Below are 22,794 nucleotides of genomic sequence, written 5' to 3' on the forward strand. Positions count from 1 at the left end.
GCGATGAGGTCACAGATTGTCAGGGTTGTTCGACGTGCTGATCCAAACTTTAATCAAACTCAACGTTATCAACCCCATCACGACGGCAACAGTGGTTACTACAATATAAGATGTCATAAAATAATCTTTTCTGGTAAGGGTCTTCATTTGACCCATTTCTTTTGCATTAGTTCCTGCAAAGAGCAAAACTTTAATGAAAAGAAGTGTCGAGTTTTAGTCTGTGTTGTGTAAATAAAATCGAGGCAGGGTATGATTATAGTTTTTAAAAAAAACGCCTGCATTTAGCAGGCTTTAATAGTTAGACCTTTTTATTATTTTAATTCAAAAGATAAATCCTAAAGGTGCTCTCTGAAAATACTGGCGATTTTACTGAGGTTTAGCCGGAAACGCATATCACAAATGGTTTCTTGCAGCATCAAGTATCTTCTGAGAGGTGAGTTCTCTATCAGAGGCAACGTAGACAAAGCTGCGATCGCCGGTTAAAGACGGGAAACCTGCAGACATAATCTGAAGGTATATTTCTTCTCCATCCGGATACTCCTGCCTTACGGACGTAACGCCTTGTTGCACCGTGACAACTTTACCTGGTTTCCCATCGAAAAAAACGATGACATTCTTCATAAACCATCCTGTGTTTTTGGGTACATTCGAAAATTAAAGCAAGCATTTTTTAGCTTTAACGTGTATTGTGGCAATCCGTAAAATCAGGAGATGCCTATGTCTGGACGTAAAAATACACAATCCCATCGAAATCATTTAGTCAAATGTTCATGCCCAAATTGTTCTAAAGATTCAGAGCATAGTTTTAATCGCGTGCAAAAGGGCGCTCAACTTGTCTGCCCGTACTGCCACGCTTTGTTTAAATCTACTCAACGATTCTAAACCAAAGTAGTTGACAAAATGAGTTAGCGTTGAGTTTTAGACCATTCATGCAGCAGTTCTGCACTTCATCACATTGTTTAGCGCACTCGTTAAGAAAATATGCTGACTGTTGATATCAATAACAGTCATATAATCCAGGGCCCGTTTACTCAGAAAACCTCATTGGTAATCACGGGCCATTGATAATATTATCTGTCCAGAAGAATGACATTTGCAGCAGCAGGGCCTTTATCGCCGCTTAGAATCGCAAATTCGACTTTCTGACCTTCAAATAGTGTATTAAAGCTTTCTCCCTGCAGGGCAGAGAAACGAACAAGAACATCTTTACTGCCATCAAGCGGGGAGATGTAGCCAAAGCCTTTATCTTCATTAAACCACTTAACCAGACCTTGAATTCTTGAAGACATACATACTCCTTTTAAAGACTCTTTAAATGATAAGAAATGACAAAACGTATGGACTCAAAAGGAGGGGATATCAGCGATAGCGCCTGGTTATGAGGACTGCCGGATAAAAAAGGGTATTCGGTATTGCATCGAACTAAATCATTAAGGCACGGACTGAATTGATAAGCAAATATTATTTTAGCCATCCGGGTGGCTGCCTGGGCGCGTTACAGTCACGTTGAATCTGATGTCAATTCTCGATAAAAAGTCGTCGGCTTGATGTTCGTCTTTGCGAATCCGGGGCCGGAAAAAGGGTTGCGCGCATTGACCTTGTGAATATATTTTGATTAGGCTATGTATGTTCGGCACCATGCTTTTTCTTAAAATTTTATCCCATTGGAAGGGTTTTACGTGTTCAAGCTTAATTCATCTCTACTGGCCTTTTTCCTGCTGTCAGGTTGTAACTCTGATCTGGTTCTCAGTCCACCTCAACAACCCGAATACAAGGCTATGCCAGAAATAACCCAGTCTGTGACGCCATCACAGCAGCGTGCAATCATGGCTGGCGAGAGGCCTGACTGGTCAGAAAGAACGCCCGTCAACGCTACAAAGCGCTATTAATAAAACGTATCAGCAGGGCTGCCATTCGGTGGCCTTTTTGTTACCCCTCGATTATGTCGTTTATTGCGCCATGGGCGCGGACCCAATACTCTGGTCTGAACGAAAATTTTCGACGCCTGACATGGTAATTATGAGGTTATCTACCATGATTAAGAAGATGACAAATCAATCACTTCAGCATCGTTGAAGCGGTTACTACACGCTAATCGAGAACCCTAAATGCGCCATGCATCTATCCCCGTAGCTGCAGCCACGGCAATATTTTTGCTGGGCGTTTTTATCATCAATTTACAGGTTTGGTATTCTGCACGGGCTGACAGCCTTGCAGGGGCGCACTATGTCGTGCGGAACATGAATGTCATTCTTAAAGAAGCCCGTCATGCAACTCAGTTGGCGAAGCAACTTGCTGATAATGAGTGTGATGCGGAAGGACAATATCGGCTAGGCACCGAGGCTGCATTACAGCCTCACCTCAGAACGATCGTTATTCTGAAAAATGAAGCGGTCTGGTGCTCTTCTTTACCAGGCAACCGCGTGTTGTTGGTCAACAGTTCAATACTGCCAGAATCATCATTGCTACTCGTCCCTGCGGGAAGTACCGTCAACGGCCTTCCTGTGCTTCTATACCAGACCAATCACGCCGGAAGCCGAATCATCGTTAGCATCAGCGACAGCCATATCCGGGATGCACTGGATATGCCATTAAATGGCGTTGAATATTCACTTCGAGTAGGCAATACCCTTTTGGGCATGACAGGCGATGTGGCGACGGCAGACCATTCGAAGAAAGAGGTATTGACGGTAAAAGCCTCTGGTTATCCTTTCGAGATACAGGTTAACTCTCCAGTCCTTTTCAGCCTTAAGAGATTGCTCAATCGAGCTGGCGGCGTGGTGCTATTCCTGCTGATAATATCGACTCTATCTGCTTATATACTTCAGCGATATCTCTCTAAAGATGTTTCACCAGAAGAATCACTGCGCACCGCCATTTACAGAAATGAAATAACCCCGTATTACCAACCGGTTGTTAGCGGCAGGGAGGGAACCTTGCGAGGTGTGGAAGTGCTGGCCAGATGGAAGCATCCGCAATCCGGGTTTATTTCTCCCGCTTCATTTATTCCCCTCGCGGAGAAATCTGGCTTAATTATTCCTTTAACCCAGAGCTTAATGCGTCAGGTTGCTGCGCATATGAATTCAATTTCAACCTTGTTGCCAGAAGGGTTTCATGTAGGGATTAACTTCAGCGCTTCTCATATCGTTTCGTCCACCTTTGTAGAAGAGTGTCTCCACTACAAACACAGTTTTATTCGACAGGATCTTAACCTTGTCATTGAGGTAACCGAGCGCGAACCGCTCCACATCGATGAACATCTCGTCAGGACGCTGAATGAGCTGCATAACAACGGATTTGCCATTGCGCTGGATGATTTTGGCACGGGATATTCCGGTCTATCCTACCTGCAAGAACTGCATATTGATTATATTAAAATCGACCAAAGTTTTGTTGCCAGGGTTAACGCCAATGAGGATTCAACCCTGATCCTGGATTCGGTACTGGAACTGGCAAAAAAACTTTCAATTAGTATTGTGGCGGAAGGGGTTGAGACACAAGATCAACTTGATTACCTGATCCGCAATAACATCCGTTTTTTACAGGGGTTCTTCTTCTACAAACCTCTACCTTACAAGGAGCTGGTCAAAGTCCTCTTATCGAAGCCTAAAGTTAAAGTGAGGGTGGAATGAGGTTTATCCAGCACCTGACGAAGATAGGGTATAATGCGTATCCCAAAACCGCTCAACAACCCAGTGACGCATTCAATGACCCTCAATCGCTTTTGTTACTTACTCCTGATATTCGCTGCGCTCGGCAGCCTTTTATCATCGAATCCTGTGGTCGTCTGGTTTCTGCTGATCAATGTGCTGACAATGGTCATATATGGTGCCGATAAAATGGCGGCGCGTAAGGGGATGCGCAGGGTTCCGGAAGCGACGTTGCTGGTATTTGGCCTGACCGGAGGCTGGCCTGGCGCCATTGTGGGGCAACAGCTCTTTCGCCATAAAACCCAAAAGCAGCCCTTTAAAACCTACTTTTTCTTAAGCATTGTCGTCAGCATCGCCGTGATGGCGGCGGTTTACCATTTCTCTCCTGTTTCTTCGTTATGAGCGTATTGACATCAAGTTAACTTGAGCTTTTAAGATGTCAGCACCACGTTGATAAAGGAGTAACATCTTAAAATGAAAGACATTGATGTAGGTTTCACTCATGTCGCGTTTATGGTCAGGGACCTGGAAAAGAGTATTGCCTTCTATCGTCGCTATGCCGGTATGGAGGTCATTCATTGGCGTGAACCCGACATGCCTGATGCAAGAAAAGTAGCATGGCTTAGCGACTATACCCGTCCTTTTGCACTGGTTCTGGTACAAGCCGATACCGTGACCGACACGCCGCTGGGTAACTTCGGGCATCTGGGTATTGCCTGCGCGACCCGCGAAGAAATTGACAGAAAAACCGAGATGGCCACCGCTGAAGGTGTGCTAAGGAAGGCGCCTGAGAATGTAGGCGATCCCGTCGGCTACTATGTCTTTTTTGCCGATCCCGATGGAAATACGTTAGAGCTGTCATTCGGACAGCGCGTCGGCCTGGAAGCGATCCGAATGGCCAGTCGGAATAAATAAAGTGAACATACGTTAGCAACAGGAGACAGACCGCATCGCGTATCGTTAATTAACCCTCCATCACTGCCAATAGTAGTAGGACTATTCTTAAGTTGTTGCTGTTTTTTGCACAATCTGAATAATACGTGCAACACCACGGACGATGACATCCCATGAAAATAGTATCTATTATGCTGGTAGTGCTGGCGCTTTTTTCTGCGCCTGCCTGGTCCGCTTTTCAGGAGCGGGAATATAATACCTGGTATATGAAAAATGCGGTGCTTTACGATATGACGCAGACCTCGGCAGGTTATCCCGTCATGGTGAGTGTATCCCAGCCCGGAAGGAAATCCGCTAATTTACTGGTGTCTTATATTACGGAAGGGCGCTGTGGTGAGAATAATCTGCCGCTAAATGTGAATGGTAAAGTGCTGCCCGCCAAATATAATTGTGTCCAGATAGGACAGAACAGAATTGAGCATTTTTCAGTGGTGGATGCGGAAAGCGTCAATAGCATGGTGACGCATTTAAAATCTGATTTCACTATTCTGTTGCAAAACGACATCAAGATTTGGGCTGCAAACATCAAAACCCCAAAATACGGTTTGACGCCGCGTTTTTAAAAATCCTGCTAAGCTTGTTGGTTGGACCAGGAGCATGAGCATGATGAACAAAGATGAACAAACCGGATTAGTGGGGCTGGCGATTGGGGCCGCCGTTATTGGGCTGGTTTCAGCGCAAAAGCCGATCCATCGCAACAGCATTGTCGATGAGCTGGTCAGGCTCGGCAGGCAAAAAGGCGATGGTGTAGAAGACGAGGTTTTCGTGAAAGCCGCCGAGCTGGTGAGAAAAGGGGTATAGCCCATGGCTGAAAGACGTAATGCGAAGTGCCATTGCGGCGCGGTGGCATTCACCGTTGAGCTTACCGATGGCCTGAACACCGCGCGGCGCTGCAGCTGTTCTTTTTGTCGAATGCGAGGCGCGGTGGTCGTCTCTGCGCCGCTGTCGGGGATTACGGTGACCAAAGGTGAGGATAAGCTCACCGAGTACCGCTTTAACACGGGAACGGCACGGCATTTCTTTTGCTCGGTGTGCGGAATTTACACGTTCCATCAGAGGCGTTCTAATCCTAATGAATACGGCGTGAACGTCGCCTGTTTTGAAAGCGTTTCTCCGTTTGATTTCCCTCAGGTAACCGTGATGGACGGTGTCAACCATCCCACGGATGGGGAAAGTGGAGTATTTGGCTATCTTACTTTTCGCGAGAAAGGGGAAGAGCAGGCATGATTGCCGCCTGGCCACTCTTTAATCAGCCTGGCTATAGTGGAGGGTGGTTATCTGAAACAGGAGAAACTATGCTCTGTGTTGAAAAAGACGATCCGCGTGAGGCCCCTGAGTCAGGGGATAAAAAGCCTCAGCCTGTGAAAAAATAACGCGACATGTGCGTTTACCCGCCACTGGCACTGCTGGTGGCTTTTTGTTTACAGGGAACGCGGTTAACTGCCATCCAGATGGTTTAACAGCGTGCCGAGATGCCCGACAATATCACCAAAATCAAAAATTAACGCCATCCACAGCATGGCTAAAAGGGTAAGTACGGCAAGGGATACACGACCAAACAACGCTGTTATCCTTAGTGACGAAAGGGCTATCACCTGAGTTTAACCAGCTTTCTTTCAACTTACCCTCAACCAATCCCTTTCTGAAACTGCCTTTTGTGACGGACTTCAAAAAACAAGCGAGCCCGCATGATTATGCGGGCTCTGACAATCAGAACTGGTAAACCAGACCTAACGCTACGACGTCATCGGTGCCGATGCCGTTGTTTTTGTAGAAGCTGTCATCTTCATCCAGCAGGTTGATTTTGTAATCAACGTAGGTGGACATGTTTTTGTTGAAGTAGTAGGTCGCGCCTACGTCAGCGTATTTAACCAGATCCTGATCGCCCTGACCGTTGCCCAGGTCCTTACCTTTAGACTGCAGGTAGGAAAGGGTTGGACGCAGGCCGAAGTCGAACTGGTACTGCGCGGTCACTTCGAAGTTCTGGGTTTTGTTCGCCACGGCGTCGGTATTATCACCATACGGGGTCATATTGCGGGTTTCAGAATACATTGCCGCCAGGTAGATGTTATTGGCGTCATACTTCAGACCCGCCGTCCATGCATCCGCTTTGTCACCACCCGCTGTGGTATTCATCACCTGCTCGTTGGTTCGGTCAGAAGAGGTATAGGCTGCACCCGCAGTAATTCCCATGCCGAAGTCATAGGTGGTAGAAATACCGAAGCCATCACCATTCTCGTGACGCGTGTCGCGACCGTTGTTGGTGCCTTCCTGATTGTTGCTGGCATCTTCATTCTTGCCCTGATACTGCAGCGCAAAGTTCAGACCCTGCACCAGACCATAGAAGTCGGTGTTGCGGTAGGTTGCCACGCCGTTGGCGCGGCCCGTCATGAAGTTGTCGGCTTTGGTGTAGGAGTCGCCGCCGAACTCTGGCAGCATATCAGTCCAGCCTTCCACGTCGTACAGCACGCCATAGTTACGACCGTAATCGAAGGAACCGTAGTCGCCCACCTTCACACCGGCGAAGGCCAGACGCGTCCAGGACTGGTTATCAGACCCTTCGGTGTTGTTGGCCTGAATGTTGTATTCCCACTGCGCGTAGCCGGTCATCATGTTGTTGATCTGGGTTTCACCTTTGAAGCCCAGACGCATATAGGTTTGATCCCCGTCAGCGCCTTTATCGTCGGAGAAATAGTGCAGGCCATCTACTTTTCCGTACAGATCTAATTTGTTACCGTCTTTATTATAAATTTCTGCTGCATGTGCAGAGCCAGCCATTAACAGAGCCGGAATCATCAGAGCCAGTACTTTTCTTTGCATTGTGATATTCCTTTGCAGTTGTTTTTATTTAATTACCTGTTGAACTTTCAGAATGAGAAAGTTGTCTCATGCTAAATCACTCCAGTGTAAGAGTAATAAAATATAATTGTTACGAACTAAGTAAAATCTAAACCGGATAAATCGGCGGAAATGATCATTGATTTGATGAATGGTTTAAAACCAAGCATATTAAATTGAAATTATTAATCAGGCGTTAATTAAGGTAATCTTGCTGGTGTTATATGCCTTTAAGATGATTCATCCATAATTAACATGAATGCTATTAAGGAAACTCAATAGATATTCATTGATTATCTGGATTCGCCCGGTGTGAATACGCCGGGCTTTTTTTATGGCAAAAAAATGCCCGGACAAGCCGGGCAGAGGAACTAGTCGCTGGTCGGTTTTTCGGCTTTACCCGCCATTTGCGCGAGGAAGTCATAACGTTTTTGCAGGTCAGCAGCAGCGTCTTTCCAGAGCTGTTCGGCCACTTCCGGCTGCTGCGCGTTAAGGCGACGGAAGCGCTGTTCCTGCATTAACGTCTCGGCCAGAGCATCTGACGGTGGACGCGAATCCAGCGCCAGCGGCAATTTACCCTCGTCAGCACGACGCGGGTCGAACCGGTACAGCGGCCAGAAGCCGGTCGCGGTCAGCTGACGCATCTGGTCGTGGCTGAGCGCCAGGTCGTAGCCATGCTCTTCGCAAGGGCTATAGGCAATGATCAGCGACGGGCCTGGATACGCTTCCGCTTCCTGGATGGCTTTTACCGTCTGGTTAAGCTGGGCACCCAGCGAGATTTGCGCGACGTAAACGTGGCCGTACATCATCATGCTCACACCGAGATCTTTGCGCGCCTTGCGTTTACCGTGCTCACCGAATTTCGTCACGGCGCCTAACGGCGTGGCTTTCGATGCCTGACCACCGGTATTGGAATAACACTGCGTATCCAGAACCAGGATGTTGACGTTTTCGGTCAGGCTCAACACGTGATCCAGTCCGCCAAAGCCGATATCGTAAGCCCAGCCGTCGCCGCCAATCAGCCAAATCGATTTTTCGACCAGGGCGTCAGCGTCGGTCAGCAGCTGTTCAGCTCCCTCCACACCCTGAAGCACGCGACGCAGCTCGGCAACCTGCTCACGACGTTCTTCTGGCGTCGCGTCCGCATGAAGCGCGTCATTGAGCTCAGCAGGGATCTCCCCGGCAAACTGCTCCAGCAGGCGCATCACGCGCGCGCGATGCTGGTCGACGGTCAGGCGGAAGCCCAGTCCGAATTCGGCGTTATCCTCGAATAACGAGTTTGCCCACGCCGGACCGCGACCATTCGCGTCGGTGGTGTACGGAGTGGAAGGCAGATTACCGCCATAAATTGAGGAACAGCCGGTTGCGTTGGCAATCAGCATCCGGTCACCGTACAGCTGGGTAAGCAGCTTGATATACGGTGTCTCACCGCAGCCGGAGCAGGCCCCGGAGTACTCAAACAGCGGCGTAATCAGCTGTGACGTACGAATATCAATACGTTCCAGTTTGCTGCGATCGATTTCCGGCAGATTCAGGAAGAAGTCATAGTTGACCTTCTCCTCTTCAACGTGCTCCAGACGCGACATCATATTGATGGCTTTGATCTTCGGATCCTGCCTGTCTTTCGCCGGACAGACCTCGACGCACAGGTTACAGCCGGTGCAATCTTCCGGCGCGACCTGCAGAACGTATTTCTGTCCGCGCATATCACGGGATTTCACATCCAGGGAATGCAGGCTGGCCGGCGCGGCTTCCATCTCTTCAGGTGACACCACTTTGGCGCGAATAGCAGAGTGCGGGCAGGCCGCCACGCAGTGGTTGCACTGGGTACACAACTCTTCTTTCCAGATGGGGATCGCTTCGGCAATGTTACGTTTTTCCCAGCGCGTGGTGCCCATCGGCCAGGTGCCATCCGGCGGTAGCGCAGAGACGGGCAGGGCATCGCCCAGACCGGCTAGCATCGCCGCCGTCACGGTCTTAACGAAATCAGGCGCCGCATCGGACACCACCGGAGGGCGATTCGGACTTGCGGCATTCACCGGCTGCAGCGGTACCTCAAACAGCGACTCGCGTGCCAGCGCCAGCGCCTGCCAGTTTCGTTCGACCAGCTCCTGGCCCTTGCTGCTGTAGCTTTTAGCAATCGCACCCTGCAGTTCCACCAGCGCGCTGTCGCCCGGCAGGATATTGGTCAGGTGAAAGAAGGCCATCTGCATTACGGTATTAATACGCGCAGCAAGGCCACATTCGCGGGCAATTTTAGCGGCGTTGACCACGTATAAACGGGCTTTTTTCTGGTTCAGCACCGCCTGAACTTCCTGCGGCAGACGCGCCCAGACTTCGTCCGCGCTGTAAGGCGTATTGAGGAGGAAAATACCGCCGGGCTTCAGGCGCTCGGCCATCTGGTATTTATCGATAAACTGCAGCTGGTGGCAGCCAACAAAGTCCGCCTGAGAAATAAGATACGCGGAGCGGATGGGCTGTTCGCTCACGCGCAGGTGGGAAACGGTCAGGCCGCCTGCTTTTTTGGAGTCGTAAACGAAGTAACCCTGGGCGTACCACGGCGTTGAGTTGCCGATGATTTTGATGTTGTTTTTAGTCGCGGAGACGCTGCCGTCGCTGCCCAGACCATAGAACAGCGCCTCAAGTTTGGCGGTCGAGGGCAGGGTATTTTCCGGCAACGACAGGGACAGGTTTGTCACATCATCATAAATGCCGACGGTAAAGCGCGGCTTGGGCTTCGCTTCGCTTAACTCGTTGAATACCGCCAGCACGCAGTCCGGCCCAAACTCCTTGGAGGACAAACCATAGCGACCCCCGATCACGCGCGGCAGCGTTTCACGTTCGCCCTGATTAAAGGCTTCTGCCAGGGCCGTCATCACATCCAGATACAGCGGTTCTGCCTGTGCGCCGGGCTCTTTGGTACGGTCGAGCACCGCCACAGAGCGGGCGCTTTCAGGCAGAGCCGAAAGCAGATGTTTAGCCGAGAACGGACGATAGAGACGCACTTTAAGCACGCCAACTTTTTCGCTGCGCGTCAGCAGCTCGTCAACCACTTCTTCACAGGTCCCAATGGCTGACCCCATCAGCACAATGACCCGTTCCGCCTGCGGATGGCCGTAGTATTCAAACGGCTTATATTCACGGCCGGTTGCGACAGCAAAATCATTCATTGCCTGTTCAACATGGTCGTAGACCGCGTTGTACCAGGGGTTCGTGGCCTCACGGGACTGGAAATAGGTATCCGGGTTCGCCGATGTCCCGCGAATAACCGGGTGTTCAGGATTCAGAGCCCGGGCGCGATGCGCGTCGATTTCCGCCTGCGGCAGCAGATTCAGGATTGTATCGTCAGCCAGCGGGACGATTTTGTTGATTTCGTGAGAGGTGCGGAAACCATCAAAAAAGTGAATAAACGGCACGCGGCTTTTGAGCGTGGCGATATGCGAAATTAAGGCAAAGTCCTGCGCTTCCTGAACGCTGCTGGCGCATAGCATCGCGCAGCCGGTCTGGCGCACGGCCATCACGTCAGAGTGATCGCCAAAGATAGAGAGCGCGTGGGTGGCAACGGTACGCGCGGCAACGTGCAAAACAAAGGGCGTCAGCTGACCGGCGAGTTTGTAAAGCGTAGGGATCATTAACAACAATCCCTGAGAAGAGGTAAACGACGTGGAAAGCGCGCCGGTCTGAAGCGCACCGTGTACCGTGGCAATCGCCCCGGCTTCAGACTGCATTTCAACCACTCTCGGGACATCGCCCCAGACGTTTTTTAACCCGTTTCCCGCCCAGGCATCCGCCTGCTCGGCCATGGTCGAACTTGGCGTAATCGGGTAGATGGCGATAACTTCACTGGTGCGAAACGCGACTGAGGCAACTGCACCATTACCGTCAATAGTTTGCATAGGACAACACCCTTACATTGCGCAAAAAATAGGGGTCTGTATAACGGTAACAAACCCTGAATATTATCAGTGTATTCTAGCAAATGCGGGATTTTACGATTTTCGCTTTTGTGTCCTTGGTATTCTCTCCATCAATGAGTAGATCAAACTTTTGGCGAAAAAATTGCGAGAAATTGTTTCTGGAGCGCATAAATACGCACTTCCGCTCTCGACGACACGGGATGTGATGCCTATTATGCATAGGTTTCGCATTATTCATGGGGGAGAGAGCATGCGCTCAGCATTTTGGGTAGGGTGTGCCGCATTATTGTTGTCGGCATGTAGCAGTGAACCAGTCCAGCAGGCAACGGCAGCCCACGTGGCACCGGGAATGAAAGCGGCGATGTCCAGTTCAGGCCAGGCCAACTGCGCAATGATTGGCGGTTCGCTGTCTGTCGCCCGCCAGCTTGATGGTTCTGCTATTGGGATGTGCGCCTTGCCAAACGGCAAACGCTGTAGTGAACAGTCGCTTGCCGTTGGAAGCTGCGGTAACTACTGATTATTCTGCACGCTTAAACATCAGCGTTTTATCGGCTGTCGCCAGGGTTAACTGGTCCTCAGTCAGGTCGACCTGCGCCCCTTTGCGCAGCATGTCGCCGATGGCCTGATCCAGCTCATTCAGCTGCGGTTCAGTACAGAGCTTGCGCGTCATGGCCAGCGTTTTAACCTTAAGCTCGCCTTCGGACAATTTCCCCTGTCCGTTGAAGCGGTTACACATCTGGCCAGAAACGCTGATGTTATTAACCAGGCTGATATCTGGCAGCGCGCTAAAACCAATCTCAGGTTGCGTTGTCGAGGTCTTCACGGCCTTACCGTTTACATTTTCCAGCACAAAGCGGTGGTTTTTAAGTTGCTCCGGCTGTACGGAGGCTTTACCCGGATTAACGCACCCGGTAAGGACAAGACTAATAACACTTAACGCAATGAGCTTTTTCATTTTTCTTCTCAAACTATAAATACCGTGAATCTTTTTCCAGTCTAACGATACTCTGCCGTGCGTTAATGGGGTTTATCTGAAAGTGCGGGGGGAAGTACCGGGCAACGCAGCGGTTGCCCGGAATGGCGTTAATGCGATTTAAACCCTGCCGCCGTCATCAGCATACGGAAGAGCATACTGACAGCAGCCAGCGCCAGTACGCTGCCGCCCCAGATAATGGCCAGCCACAGTAATCTTTTCCAGACCGGTTGTTGCATCAGTGATAACCCTCCCCATGCTGAACTTTGCCGCGAAACACGTAGTAGCTCCAGAAGGTGTAGACCAGAATAACGGGAATGATCAACAGCGCGCCCACCAGCATAAAGCCCTGGCTTTGCGTCGGGGCGGCGGCCTGCCACAGGGTGATCGACGGTGGAATAATATGCGGCCAAATGCTGATCCCAAGCCCGCTAAAACCGAGGAATATCAGCCCCAGTGTCAGGATAAACGGACGGCTATGGCTGTCGGGATTATTCAGGCAGCGCCACTGATACAGGCTAAAAATCACCACCAGGGCGGGGACAGGCAGCAGATAAAACAGATTCGGCAGCGTAAACCAGCGCGCAGCGATGGCCGGTTGCGCCAGCGGCGTCCAGAGGCTGATCGCCGCAATAAACGCCAGCAGCACGATTAACAGCGTTTTCGACACCTCACGCATCCGCTGCTGAAGCGCGTTTTCGCTTTTCATCACCAGCCAGGTAGAGCCTAACAGCGCATAAGCTACCACCAGCCCGGCCCCGCAAAACAGGTTAAACGCGGTAAACCAGTCAAAGGGGCCGCCGGCATAGGCCCGACCGGTGACGGTAAAGCCGTTAATGACGGCGCCTACCGTCACGCCCTGGGTAAACGTTGCCAGAATTGAACCGCCTATAAACGCCTTATCCCAGAAGGGGCGGTGGGCCGGCGTGGCTTTAAAGCGAAACTCAAATGCCACCCCGCGGAAAATAAGACCGATCAGCATTAACGTCAGCGGAATGGTGAGAGCATCAACGATAACCGCATACGCCAGCGGGAATGCGCCGAACAGTGCGGCACCGCCAAGCACCAGCCAGGTTTCATTTCCGTCCCAGACCGGCGCGACGCTGTTGACCATCACGTCGCGATCGTCGGCGTTCTGCGTTGCCGGGAAGAGAATACCGATCCCCAGATCAAAACCGTCCATCACGATATACATCAGCGTGGCAAAGACGATAATGACAAACCAGATAATGGAAAGATCGATACCCATTATGGCTGCTCCTTATGTTCAGTTGTGACGGCAGAAAGCGGGCGCGCCGGACGTCCGTCGGACTCGGTGGCGAATGATTCATGCGGCTGCGGGCCTTTTCGGATGAGGCGCACCATATAGCTGTAACCCACGCCGAATACCGAGGTATAGACGACGAAGAAGGCCAGCAGGCTCACGCTCATGTGCAGGTCACCATGGGCAGACACTGCATCCTTCGTTCGCTGGAGTCCGTAGACCACCCACGGCTGGCGGCCCACTTCGGTGGTGATCCACCCGGCCAGGATGGCAATCAGCCCGGTTGGCCCCATCAGCAGCGCAAACCACAGGAAAGGGCGTGACGAATACACGCGTTTTTTGTAGCGCAGCCAGAGTGCCGTTACCCCAAGCAGCAGCATCAGCATGCCCAGGCCTGCCATAATGCGGAATGACCAGAAGACGATGGTGGAATTCGGACGGTCTTCCTTCGGGAACTCTTTGAGGGCCGGAACCTGTTTATCCAGGCTGTGCGTCAGGATAAGACTCCCCAGCGCCGGGATCTCCAGCCCAAAGCGGGTCCGCTCCTGTTCCATATCCGGCCAGCCAAACAGCAGCAGCGGGGTAGGCTCACCCGGCGGATTTTCCCAGTGGCCTTCAATGGCGGCAATCTTGGCGGGCTGGTGCTTTAAGGTGTTCAACCCGTGCATATCGCCAACCATGGCCTGGATGGGGGCGACAATCAGCGTCATCCACAGCGCCATCGAAAACATCGCGCGGATAGCAGGGGTATTATTCCCGCGCAGCAGATGCCATGCCGCCGATGCGCCCACAAACAGGGCGCTGCTCAGGAATGCGGCTATCGACATATGCAGCAGGCGGTAAGGGAAGGAGGGGTTAAACACCACGGCGAACCAGTCCACCGGTACCACCTGTCCGTTGACGATCTCGTAGCCCTGCGGGGTTTGCATCCAGCTGTTCGACGAGAGGATCCAGAAGGTGGAGATAATGGTGCCCAGCGCCACCATACAGGTGGCGAAGAAGTGCAGACCCGGCCCGACCTTGTTCCAGCCAAACAGCATCACGCCGAGGAACCCGGCTTCGAGGAAGAAGGCGGTGAGCACTTCATAGGTCAGCAGCGGGCCGGTAATGCTGCCCGCAAACTGTGAAAATCCGCTCCAGTTGGTGCCAAACTGGTAGGCCATCACCAGCCCGGAGACCACGCCCATGCCAAAGTTGACGGCAAAAATCTTCGACCAGAAATGGTACAGCGAGCGCCAGACCGGATTTTTTGTTTTCAGCCACAGCCCTTCGAGTACGGCAAGGTAGCTTGCCAGGCCGATAGTGATGGCCGGGAAAATAATGTGAAAGGATACGGTAAACGCAAACTGTATCCGTGCAAGGTGAAAAGCATCTAAACCAAACATGCACAGCCTCAATGTCAAACGGTGTGCTGTTATGGTATAGGGGCGAAGTTCGGACTATCAGACGCAGAAAAGTGATTTTTAACCATAACAGTTGGCATAAATTTCATGCTTTAACCATCTGATATACTTCGCACTGAGGAATAAAAACTGTATTTTTATGATTTTTACGCATAAAACCGCTTGCCTTGTCGTCTGCGCCGTGCGTTAATGGTCTTCTGGTTTTGAGTCCAAATAAATATCTGACGTAGTTTTATAAAGCAGTTCTCATCACGTTGTGCCTCTCCGCAGCCTCTCTTGGGTCTTTATCTACTTTCCGATTCGTTTTGTTTAAAACCATTATTGCCCAATCGGCCCATTAGTAATTTACGTTTTACGTTTCAGGAGAATCCTATGACTTCTTATATCCATTTTCGCTGCCCATGCTGTCATGGCTCGCAGTACCGTACCTCAGTCTTTGATATGTCTGAGAAAAACCCACTCGGCGCGAAATGCATCTTTTGCAAATCGTCGATGATTACGCTCGATCACCTGGCCGCTGCGCGTCAGGCGCAAAGCCACGTTACCGAGTACCGTAAGTAATTCATTTCGCAAACTATAACAGTTAGCTAAATCTTCTCTTTTTCTCCTGCTGATATACACTGTCGGTCATAAGGAGAATCTGATGAAAAAATACCAGCGTCTGGCGCAACAAATTATCTCGCAGATTGAGCTTGGCGTATGGCTGCCGGGCGATAAGCTGCCTTCGCTGCGAGAGCAGGTGGCGAGCAGCGGTATGAGTTTTATGACCGTTGGCCACGCGTATCAGATGCTGGAAAGTCAGGGGCGCATTGTCGCCAGACCGCAGTCGGGCTATTACGTTGCCTCGCGCCCGACCGCACAACAGCCTGCTCCACCTGCCCAGGTGATGCGTGACGAAGTGGTGGATATTAACACCTACATCTTCGACGTCTTACAGGCCAGCCGCGACCCGTCCGTTGTTCCTTTTGCCTCCGCGTTTCCCGATCCCCGACTTTTTCCGCTGCAGCAGCTCAACCGCTCGCTGGCGAACGTCAGCAAAACCGCGACGGCGATGAGCGTGATTGAGAACCTGCCGCCGGGTAACGTCGATCTTCGCCACGCCATTGCCCGTCGCTACGCGCAGCAGGGAATGAACATCTCCCCGGAAGAGATCGTGATCACCGCAGGCGCACTTGAAGCGCTCAATCTCAGCCTGCAGGCGGTGACCGAGCCGGGCGATTGGGTGATAGTCGAAAACCCGTGTTTCTACGGCGCGCTGCAGGCGCTGGAGCGTCTGAAGCTCAAAGCGTTGTCAATTGCGACGGATGTCCGCGAGGGGATTGACCTGAATGCCCTTGAACAGGCGCTGAATGAGTACCCGGTTAAAGCCTGCTGGATCATGACCAACAGTCAGAACCCGCTTGGCTTCACGCTGAGCGCGGAGAAAAAAGCGCAGCTTGTGGCGCTGTTAACGCAGCACAATGTCCCCCTGATTGAAGACGATGTCTACAGCGAGCTCTATTTTGGCCGCGAAAAGCCGCTCCCGGCGAAAGCATGGGATCGTCAGGACATGACGCTGCACTGTTCGTCCTTTTCAAAATGTCTGGTGGCCGGTTTTCGCATCGGCTGGGTCGCGGCAGGAAAACACGCGCGACGCATTCAGCAGCTGCAGCTGATGAGCACGCTCTCAACCAGCTCTCCCGTGCAGCTGGCGCTGGTGGATTACCTGGCGACTAAACGTTACGACGCCCATCTTCGCCGCCTGCGGCGGACGCTCGCCGAGCGAAAGCAGCAGGCCTGGCAGTCACTTCTGCGCCATATGCCTGCCGGCGTCAAAATCCACCATAACGACAGCGGCTACTTTTTATGGCTGGAGCTTCCGGCGCAGCTCGATGCGGGGCTACTGAGTGAAAAAGCCTTAACGCACCACATCAGCATTGCCCCCGGAAAGATGTTTTCCACCTCTGACGCATGGACACCGTTCTTTCGTTTTAATACCTCCTGGGCCTGGGGAGAGCGAGAAGAACAGGCGGTCATTCAGTTAGGAAAATTAATTAGCGCGATGATGGAATAATCTTTTCTGCGTTATTTAAATAATCAATTCTTATCCTGATGACGGCACGGCGAATATTTCGCGGTGTCCTGTCATAGGAAATCTGCATACCGTCTCTCGCGGCTAACTCCTTGTCTATAATCCAGTTAACGGGGAATGCGCCCTCTGTCACACCTTGATGAAATTTCCTGAAGCCGTACGGTGCGGCGCATTTGCGCGGTCTACGTTTAATAAGGGAGATATTTTTACGGCACGGCTGCCGCTAAATTTCATTGCGACAGGAGTAACTCTTATGAGCAAAAATTTTGCCCGCAGCAGCCTGTGTGCGCTCGGCATGACTATCATGACAGCGCAAGCCGCAGAACCACCAAAGGCCATTGGCGACGGGGAAGGTCGGCTGGATATTATCGCCTGGCCGGGATACATCGAACGCGGACAGACGGATAAAAATTATGACTGGGTCACCCAGTTTGAAAAAGAGACCGGGTGTGCGGTCAACGTCAAGACGGCGGCCACGTCGGATGAAATGGTCAGCCTGATGGCGAAAGGGGGATATGACCTGGTCACCGCCTCGGGTGACGCCTCGCTGCGCCTGATCATGGGGAAACGCGTTCAGCCCATTAACCCCGACCTCATCCCCAACTGGAAAACTCTCGACGCGCGGATTGTGAAAGGGGAATGGTTTAACGTCGGCGGTAAAGTCTACGGCACGCCGTACCAGTGGGGGCCAAACCTGCTGATGTACAACACCAAAACCTTCCCGACGCCACCGGACAGCTGGAGCGTGGTCTTTACCAAACAGGATCTGCCGGACGGTAAAACCAATCAGGGACGCGTGCAGGCCTACGACGGCCCGATTTATATCGCCGATGCCGCGCTGTTCGTCAAAGCCACGCAGCCGCAGCTGGGTATCAAAGACCCGTACCAGCTCACCGAAAAACAGTATGCCGCCGTGCTCAAGGTGCTTCGCGACCAGCATGCGCTGATCCACCGCTACTGGCATGACACCACCGTCCAGATGAGCGACTTTAAAAATGAAGGCGTCGTGGCCTCCAGCGCCTGGCCGTATCAGGCGAATGCGCTCAAGGCTGAGAACCAGCCCGTTGCTACCGTCTTCCCGAAGGAGGGGGTGACCGGCTGGGCGGACACCACCATGCTGCACGCGCAGGCAAAACACCCGATGTGCGCCTACAAGTGGATGAACTGGTCGCTGACGCCGAAAGTGCAGGGCGATCTGGCGGCATGGTTTGGCTCCCTGCCCGTGGTTGCAGAAGGGTGTAAGGCCAGCACGCTGCTGGGTGATAAAGGCTGCGAAACAAACGGTTATAACGAGTTCGACAAAATCTTGTTCTGGAAAACCCCCATCGCAGAAGGCGGCAAATTTGTCCCTTACAGCCGCTGGACGCAGGATTACATCGCCATCATGGGCGGTCGTTAATTGCCCGGGAGCAGAACATGACGTACGCGGTAGAGTTTAACAACGTTTCCCGTCTGTACGGCGACGTACGGGCGGTGGATGGAGTCACCATTGCTATTCGTGACGGAGAATTTTTCTCCATGCTGGGGCCTTCGGGCTCCGGCAAAACCACCTGCCTGCGTCTGATTGCCGGCTTTGAGCAGCTGTCAGGCGGCACGATTTCTATCTTCGGCAAAGAGGCGAGCGAACTGCCTCCCTGGGAGCGGGATGTGAACACCGTCTTTCAAGACTACGCGCTGTTTCCGCATATGTCGATCCTCGACAATGTCGCCTACGGGCTGATGGTCAAAGGCATCGACAAGAAAAAACGCCATGCGCAGGCCCGTGATGCCCTGGAGAAAGTGGGCCTGAGCTTTGCCGTTACCCGCAAACCTTCGCAACTTTCCGGCGGCCAGCGGCAGCGTGTCGCCATCGCCCGCGCGCTGGTGAATGAACCGCGCGTCCTGCTGCTGGACGAACCCCTTGGTGCGCTCGATCTCAAACTGCGTGAACAGATGCAGTTCGAGCTGAAGAAGCTTCAGCAGGAACTCGGCATCACCTTTATTTTTGTCACCCACGATCAGGGCGAGGCCCTTTCCATGTCAGACCGGGTGGCGGTGTTCAATAACGGGCGCATCGAGCAGGTGGATACCCCGCGCGATCTCTACATGCGTCCGCGCACGCCGTTTGTCGCCGGTTTTGTCGGCACCTCTAACGTCTTCGATGCGAGCCTTGCGCAGAAAATATGCGGCATGGAGGGCAGCTATTCCCTGCGTCCGGAACATATTCGCCTTGATGAGGGCGGAGACGTTCAGGTTCAGGGTGTCGTGCAGGCCGTTCAGTATCAGGGGGCGGCCACGCGGCTGGAGCTGAAACTCGCCGACGGTGCCAGGCTGCTGGTGAGCCAGGCTAATCTCAGTGAAACCTCGCCGCTGAGCGGCATTGCGCCGGGGCAGGCCGTCACGGCGTCGTGGTCACGCGAGGCGATGATTCGCCTGCACGAGGAGAGGTGAAATGGATATGAGCGTTGCGCATCCTCCCGCCTCGCGCGGCCGCTTAAGCCGCATGACGGCGCTGTTCTGGCGTAAACCGTCGCTCGGCCTGTTCCTGCTTCTGCTCGCGCCGCTGATGTGGTTTGGCATCGTCTATTTAGGATCGCTTCTGACCCTGCTGTGGCAAGGGTTCTACACCTTTGACGATTTCACCATGGCCGTCACGCCGGATCTGACCCTGGCGAACATTCAGGCGCTTTTCAACCCGGCCAACTACGACATCATCCTGCGCACGCTAACGATGGCGATTGCGGTGACGATTGCCAGCGCCATCCTGGCATTCCCGATGGCGTGGTACATGGCGCGATACACCCGCGGCAAGTGGAAAGCGTTTTTCTATATCGCCGTGATGCTGCCGATGTGGGCGAGCTACATCGTCAAAGCCTACGCCTGGACGCTGCTGCTGGCGAAGGACGGGGTGGCGCAGTGGTTTCTCAACCATATGGGGCTGGAGCCGATCCTGACCTCACTCCTTACGCTCCCGGCGATTGGTGGCAACACCTTGTCCACCTCCGGGCTGGGGCGGTTTCTGGTCTTCGTCTACATCTGGCTGCCGTTTATGATCCTGCCGGTCCAGGCGGCGCTGGAACGCCTGCCTGCCTCGCTACTGCAGGCCTCAGCCGACCTTGGCGCGCTCCCTCGCCAGACCTTTCGCTACGTCGTTCTGCCGCTGGCGATCCCGGGTATTGCGGCTGGCTCAATATTCACCTTTTCCCTGACGCTGGGGGATTTCATCGTTCCGCAGCTGGTGGGGCCGCCGGGTTACTTCATCGGTAACATGGTCTACTCGCAGCAGGGTGCCATTGGCAATATGCCCATGGCCGCCGCGTTCACGCTGGTGCCCATCGTGCTGATTTCACTCTATCTGGCGTTCGTGAAACGTCTGGGAGCATTCGATGCACTCTGAACGCGCACCGCTGTTCCTGAAAGTGGCAGCCTGGGGAGGCGTTATCTTCCTGCACTTCCCGCTGCTGATTATCGCGACCTATGCCTTTAATACCGAAGACGCTGCCTTCAGCTTTCCGCCGCAGGGGCTGACGCTGAAGTGGTTTAGCGTGGCGGCGGAGCGCGGCGATATTATTGAATCCGTGACGTTGTCACTTCAGATTGCGTCGCTATCCACCGCAATTGCCCTTGTGCTTGGCACGCTTGCTGCAGCGGCGCTGTGGCGAAGCGAGTTTTTTGGCAAGAATGCGATCTCACTGTTGCTGCTGTTACCGATTGCGTTGCCGGGGATCATCACCGGCCTGGCGCTGCTGACAGCATTCAAAACGATCGACCTTGAGCCGGGGTTTTTCACCATCGTGGTCGGACACGCCACCTTTTGCGTGGTGGTGGTGTTTAACAACGTGATTGCCCGGTTCAGACGCACCTCCTGGAACCTGGTGGAAGCGTCGATGGATCTCGGGGCCGACGGATGGCAAACCTTCCGCTATGTGGTGCTGCCCAATCTGGGTTCCGCGCTGCTGGCCGGGGGAATGCTGGCGTTTGCCCTGTCGTTTGACGAGATAATCGTCACAACGTTTACGGCGGGACACGAACGCACGTTACCGCTGTGGTTGCTCAATCAGCTTGGCCGTCCGCGCGACGTGCCGGTCACCAACGTCGTAGCACTGCTGGTGATGCTGGTGACAACTATCCCCATTCTGGGAGCCTGGTGGCTAACCCGCGACGGCGAGAACATCGCCGGCAGCGGGAAATAACAGTGAATTCAACAGGAAAATGCTATGCAAACACAACTGCTGATAGAGGGAAAACTTGTAGCCGGAGAGGGAGAAAAACAGCCGGTCTATAACCCGGCCACTGGAGAACTCCTGCTGGAAATTGCCGAGGCGTCAGCGGCTCAGGTCGACGCGGCGGTTCAGGCGGCCGACCGTGCTTTTGTGGAGTGGGGACAAACCACACCGAAAACCCGCGCCGAGTGCCTGCTGAAGCTGGCGGATGCGATTGAAGCGCATGGGGAGGACTTTGCCCGGCTCGAATCCCTCAACTGCGGCAAGCCGCTGCACTGTGCTCTGGGTGATGAAATTCCGGCGGTGGTCGACGTTTTCCGTTTCTTTGCCGGGGCCGCCCGCTGTCTGAACGGGCTGGCCGCGGGCGAGTACCTTGACGGCCACACGTCGATGATCCGCCGCGATCCGGTGGGCGTGGTTGCCTCTATTGCCCCCTGGAACTATCCGCTGATGATGGCGGCATGGAAACTGGCGCCCGCGCTGGCGGCAGGGAACTGCGTGGTGATTAAGCCCTCCGAGATCACGCCGCTGACCGCGCTGAAGCTGGGAGAGCTGGCAAAAGATATCTTCCCGGCAGGCGTTCTGAACGTCCTGTTTGGCCGGGGAAAAACGGTCGGCGATCAGCTTACCGGGCATGAAAAAGTCCGCATGGTTTCGCTGACCGGTTCGATTGCTACCGGGGAACATATCATCGGCCATACGGCGTCCTCTATTAAACGCACCCACATGGAGCTGGGCGGTAAAGCGCCGGTTATCGTCTTTGATGATGCCGACCTGGATGCGGTTGTCGAAGGGGTGCGGACGTTTGGTTTCTACAATGCCGGGCAGGACTGTACGGCGGCCTGCCGTATTTATGCCCAGAAGGGCATCTATGCCGCGCTGGTGGAAAAGCTGGGCGCAGCGGTCGCCAGCCTTAAAATGGGAGCGCCGGAGGAGGGCTCAACCGAACTTGGGCCGCTCAGCTCGGCCGCCCATCTTTCACGCGTCTGTAAGGCCGTCGATGACGCGAAAGCGCTCGGCCATATCCGCGTCGTCACGGGCGGGAGCAAAAAAGAGGGGGCGGGCTACTACTTCCAGCCAACCCTGCTGGCGGGGGCAAAACAGGACGACGCCATCGTTCAGCGCGAGGTGTTTGGCCCGGTGGTGAGCGTCACCGAATTTGACGACGAGGCGCAGGTGCTGGCCTGGGCGAACGATTCGCAGTATGGACTGGCGTCATCGGTCTGGACCAAAGACGTGGGCCGCGCCCATCGCCTGAGCGCGCGCCTGCAGTACGGCTGCACCTGGGTGAATACCCATTTTATGCTGGTGAGTGAAATGCCGCACGGCGGCATGAAATTATCCGGCTATGGCAAAGATATGTCGGTCTACGGACTTGAGGATTATACGGTTGTCCGGCATGTGATGATCAAACACTAAGCCCGTCATGCCTGGTCGTATTCGCGGCCAGGCGTTCGCCACGCCCGCCATGAGTGTTATGCATGATACTCAATTGTTATTATCCATGAATTTTAAGTGGTTA

The 22,794-nt window shown here is 53.2% G+C and carries 26 protein-coding genes; 16 read left to right on the forward strand and 10 right to left on the reverse strand.

Features of this window, described 5'->3' with window-relative positions:
- Nucleotides 1–9: 9 nt before the first annotated feature.
- Nucleotides 10–156 (reverse strand): YnaM/YnfT family protein, encoded by a 147-nt coding sequence (locus NQ230_RS22965; RefSeq protein WP_371745449.1) that lies wholly within the window; start codon nt 154–156, stop codon nt 10–12.
- Nucleotides 157–393: 237 nt separating this feature from the next.
- Nucleotides 394–621 (reverse strand): hypothetical protein, encoded by a 228-nt coding sequence (locus NQ230_RS10645; RefSeq protein ID WP_121423894.1) that lies wholly within the window; start codon nt 619–621, stop codon nt 394–396.
- Nucleotides 622–717: 96 nt separating this feature from the next.
- Between NQ230_RS10645 and NQ230_RS10650 the strand changes: the two genes are divergently transcribed.
- Nucleotides 718–882 carry a YnfU family zinc-binding protein gene (locus NQ230_RS10650; protein WP_213327664.1) on the forward strand — a complete coding sequence of 55 codons (165 nt, stop codon included), beginning with the start codon at nt 718–720 and terminating at the stop codon, nt 880–882.
- 188 nt (nt 883–1,070) lie between these two features.
- Here the strand turns inward: NQ230_RS10650 and NQ230_RS10655 are convergent, their stop codons facing one another.
- Entirely contained in the window at nt 1,071–1,289 is a 219-nt protein-coding gene (locus tag NQ230_RS10655) for a cold shock domain-containing protein (RefSeq protein ID WP_257261110.1), read from the reverse strand.
- An 819-nt stretch (nt 1,290–2,108) separates the two neighbouring features.
- On the opposite strand from NQ230_RS10655, the gene pdeG reads away from it, so the two are divergent.
- The 7 genes from pdeG (at nt 2,109) to NQ230_RS10690 (ending at nt 5,977) form a co-directional block, all read left to right on the forward strand.
- Entirely contained in the window at nt 2,109–3,632 is a 1,524-nt protein-coding gene (pdeG, locus tag NQ230_RS10660; RefSeq protein ID WP_257261112.1) for a cyclic di-3',5'-guanosine monophosphate phosphodiesterase PdeG, read from the forward strand.
- A 75-nt stretch (nt 3,633–3,707) separates the two neighbouring features.
- A complete protein-coding gene (locus tag NQ230_RS10665; protein ID WP_121424392.1) occupies nt 3,708–4,052 on the forward strand; it encodes a DUF1294 domain-containing protein in 345 nt (114 codons plus the stop codon).
- Between the two features lie 72 nt (nt 4,053–4,124).
- On the forward strand, nt 4,125–4,565 hold the full coding sequence (locus NQ230_RS10670) for a VOC family protein (protein ID WP_193940618.1): 441 nt from the start codon (nt 4,125–4,127) through the stop codon (nt 4,563–4,565).
- A 152-nt stretch (nt 4,566–4,717) separates the two neighbouring features.
- The gene (locus tag NQ230_RS10675; protein WP_257261115.1) at nt 4,718–5,167 is read left to right on the forward strand and encodes a hypothetical protein; all 450 of its coding nucleotides are present in this window, start codon (nt 4,718–4,720) and stop codon (nt 5,165–5,167) included.
- Between the two features lie 40 nt (nt 5,168–5,207).
- Nucleotides 5,208–5,405, forward strand: a complete 198-nt coding sequence (locus tag NQ230_RS10680) for a hypothetical protein (RefSeq protein ID WP_023616678.1) — start codon at nt 5,208–5,210, stop codon at nt 5,403–5,405.
- A 3-nt stretch (nt 5,406–5,408) separates the two neighbouring features.
- Nucleotides 5,409–5,831, forward strand: a complete 423-nt coding sequence (locus NQ230_RS10685) for a GFA family protein (protein ID WP_029741515.1) — start codon at nt 5,409–5,411, stop codon at nt 5,829–5,831.
- A 68-nt stretch (nt 5,832–5,899) separates the two neighbouring features.
- Entirely contained in the window at nt 5,900–5,977 is a 78-nt protein-coding gene (locus NQ230_RS10690; protein ID WP_223239581.1) for a hypothetical protein, read from the forward strand.
- A 63-nt stretch (nt 5,978–6,040) separates the two neighbouring features.
- On the opposite strand, the gene NQ230_RS10695 is transcribed toward NQ230_RS10690, so the two are convergent.
- The 3 genes from NQ230_RS10695 to nifJ all read right to left on the reverse strand — a co-directional run bounded on the left by NQ230_RS10695 (nt 6,041) and on the right by nifJ (nt 11,338).
- Nucleotides 6,041–6,166 carry a hypothetical protein gene (locus tag NQ230_RS10695; RefSeq protein ID WP_257261118.1) on the reverse strand — a complete coding sequence of 42 codons (126 nt, stop codon included), beginning with the start codon at nt 6,164–6,166 and terminating at the stop codon, nt 6,041–6,043.
- 148 nt (nt 6,167–6,314) lie between these two features.
- Nucleotides 6,315–7,424 carry a porin OmpC gene (gene ompC / locus NQ230_RS10700; protein WP_121423884.1) on the reverse strand — a complete coding sequence of 370 codons (1,110 nt, stop codon included), beginning with the start codon at nt 7,422–7,424 and terminating at the stop codon, nt 6,315–6,317.
- A gap of 389 nt (nt 7,425–7,813) precedes the next feature.
- The gene (gene nifJ, locus NQ230_RS10705) at nt 7,814–11,338 is read right to left on the reverse strand and encodes a pyruvate:ferredoxin (flavodoxin) oxidoreductase (protein ID WP_257261121.1); all 3,525 of its coding nucleotides are present in this window, start codon (nt 11,336–11,338) and stop codon (nt 7,814–7,816) included.
- Between the two features lie 271 nt (nt 11,339–11,609).
- On the opposite strand from nifJ, the gene NQ230_RS10710 reads away from it, so the two are divergent.
- Nucleotides 11,610–11,876: a putative hemolysin gene (locus NQ230_RS10710; RefSeq protein ID WP_023312003.1), complete on the forward strand. Its 267-nt coding sequence runs from the start codon at nt 11,610–11,612 to the stop codon at nt 11,874–11,876.
- Here the strand turns inward: NQ230_RS10710 and hslJ are convergent, their stop codons facing one another.
- The 4 genes from hslJ to NQ230_RS10730 all read right to left on the reverse strand — a co-directional run bounded on the left by hslJ (nt 11,877) and on the right by NQ230_RS10730 (nt 14,981).
- The gene (gene hslJ, locus NQ230_RS10715) at nt 11,877–12,314 is read right to left on the reverse strand and encodes a heat shock protein HslJ (protein ID WP_121423880.1); all 438 of its coding nucleotides are present in this window, start codon (nt 12,312–12,314) and stop codon (nt 11,877–11,879) included.
- A gap of 128 nt (nt 12,315–12,442) precedes the next feature.
- Complete coding sequence (locus NQ230_RS10720) at nt 12,443–12,571, reverse strand: DUF2474 domain-containing protein (protein ID WP_008501283.1); 129 nt, start codon at nt 12,569–12,571, stop codon at nt 12,443–12,445.
- Entirely contained in the window at nt 12,571–13,581 is a 1,011-nt protein-coding gene (gene cydB, locus NQ230_RS10725; RefSeq protein ID WP_193940612.1) for a cytochrome d ubiquinol oxidase subunit II, read from the reverse strand. Before cydB ends, NQ230_RS10720 begins: the two co-directional genes overlap by 1 nt.
- Nucleotides 13,581–14,981: a cytochrome ubiquinol oxidase subunit I gene (locus NQ230_RS10730; protein ID WP_032647488.1), complete on the reverse strand. Its 1,401-nt coding sequence runs from the start codon at nt 14,979–14,981 to the stop codon at nt 13,581–13,583. The genes cydB and NQ230_RS10730 overlap by 1 nt, the downstream gene beginning before the upstream one ends.
- Nucleotides 14,982–15,371: 390 nt before the next feature.
- Here NQ230_RS10730 and ymcF point away from each other — a divergent pair, with 390 nt between their 5' ends.
- The 7 genes from ymcF (at nt 15,372) to patD (ending at nt 22,691) form a co-directional block, all read left to right on the forward strand.
- The gene (gene ymcF / locus NQ230_RS10735) at nt 15,372–15,560 is read left to right on the forward strand and encodes a cold shock small protein YmcF (protein ID WP_023335881.1); all 189 of its coding nucleotides are present in this window, start codon (nt 15,372–15,374) and stop codon (nt 15,558–15,560) included.
- Nucleotides 15,561–15,642: 82 nt separating this feature from the next.
- Nucleotides 15,643–17,052, forward strand: a complete 1,410-nt coding sequence (locus tag NQ230_RS10740) for an aminotransferase-like domain-containing protein (protein ID WP_121423877.1) — start codon at nt 15,643–15,645, stop codon at nt 17,050–17,052.
- A 271-nt stretch (nt 17,053–17,323) separates the two neighbouring features.
- A complete protein-coding gene (gene ydcS, locus NQ230_RS10745; protein ID WP_257261127.1) occupies nt 17,324–18,469 on the forward strand; it encodes a putative ABC transporter substrate-binding protein YdcS in 1,146 nt (381 codons plus the stop codon).
- 17 nt (nt 18,470–18,486) lie between these two features.
- A complete protein-coding gene (locus tag NQ230_RS10750; protein WP_213820909.1) occupies nt 18,487–19,500 on the forward strand; it encodes an ABC transporter ATP-binding protein in 1,014 nt (337 codons plus the stop codon).
- 7 nt (nt 19,501–19,507) lie between these two features.
- Complete coding sequence (locus NQ230_RS10755) at nt 19,508–20,446, forward strand: ABC transporter permease (protein ID WP_370686477.1); 939 nt, start codon at nt 19,508–19,510, stop codon at nt 20,444–20,446.
- A complete protein-coding gene (locus NQ230_RS10760) occupies nt 20,436–21,242 on the forward strand; it encodes an ABC transporter permease (RefSeq protein ID WP_257261131.1) in 807 nt (268 codons plus the stop codon). The genes NQ230_RS10755 and NQ230_RS10760 overlap by 11 nt, the downstream gene beginning before the upstream one ends.
- Nucleotides 21,243–21,266: 24 nt before the next feature.
- On the forward strand, nt 21,267–22,691 hold the full coding sequence (gene patD / locus NQ230_RS10765) for an aminobutyraldehyde dehydrogenase (protein ID WP_219322844.1): 1,425 nt from the start codon (nt 21,267–21,269) through the stop codon (nt 22,689–22,691).
- Nucleotides 22,692–22,794: the final 103 nt, after the last annotated feature.

The organism is Enterobacter asburiae, from assembly GCF_024599655.1.
Classification (GTDB): domain Bacteria; phylum Pseudomonadota; class Gammaproteobacteria; order Enterobacterales; family Enterobacteriaceae; genus Enterobacter; species Enterobacter asburiae_D.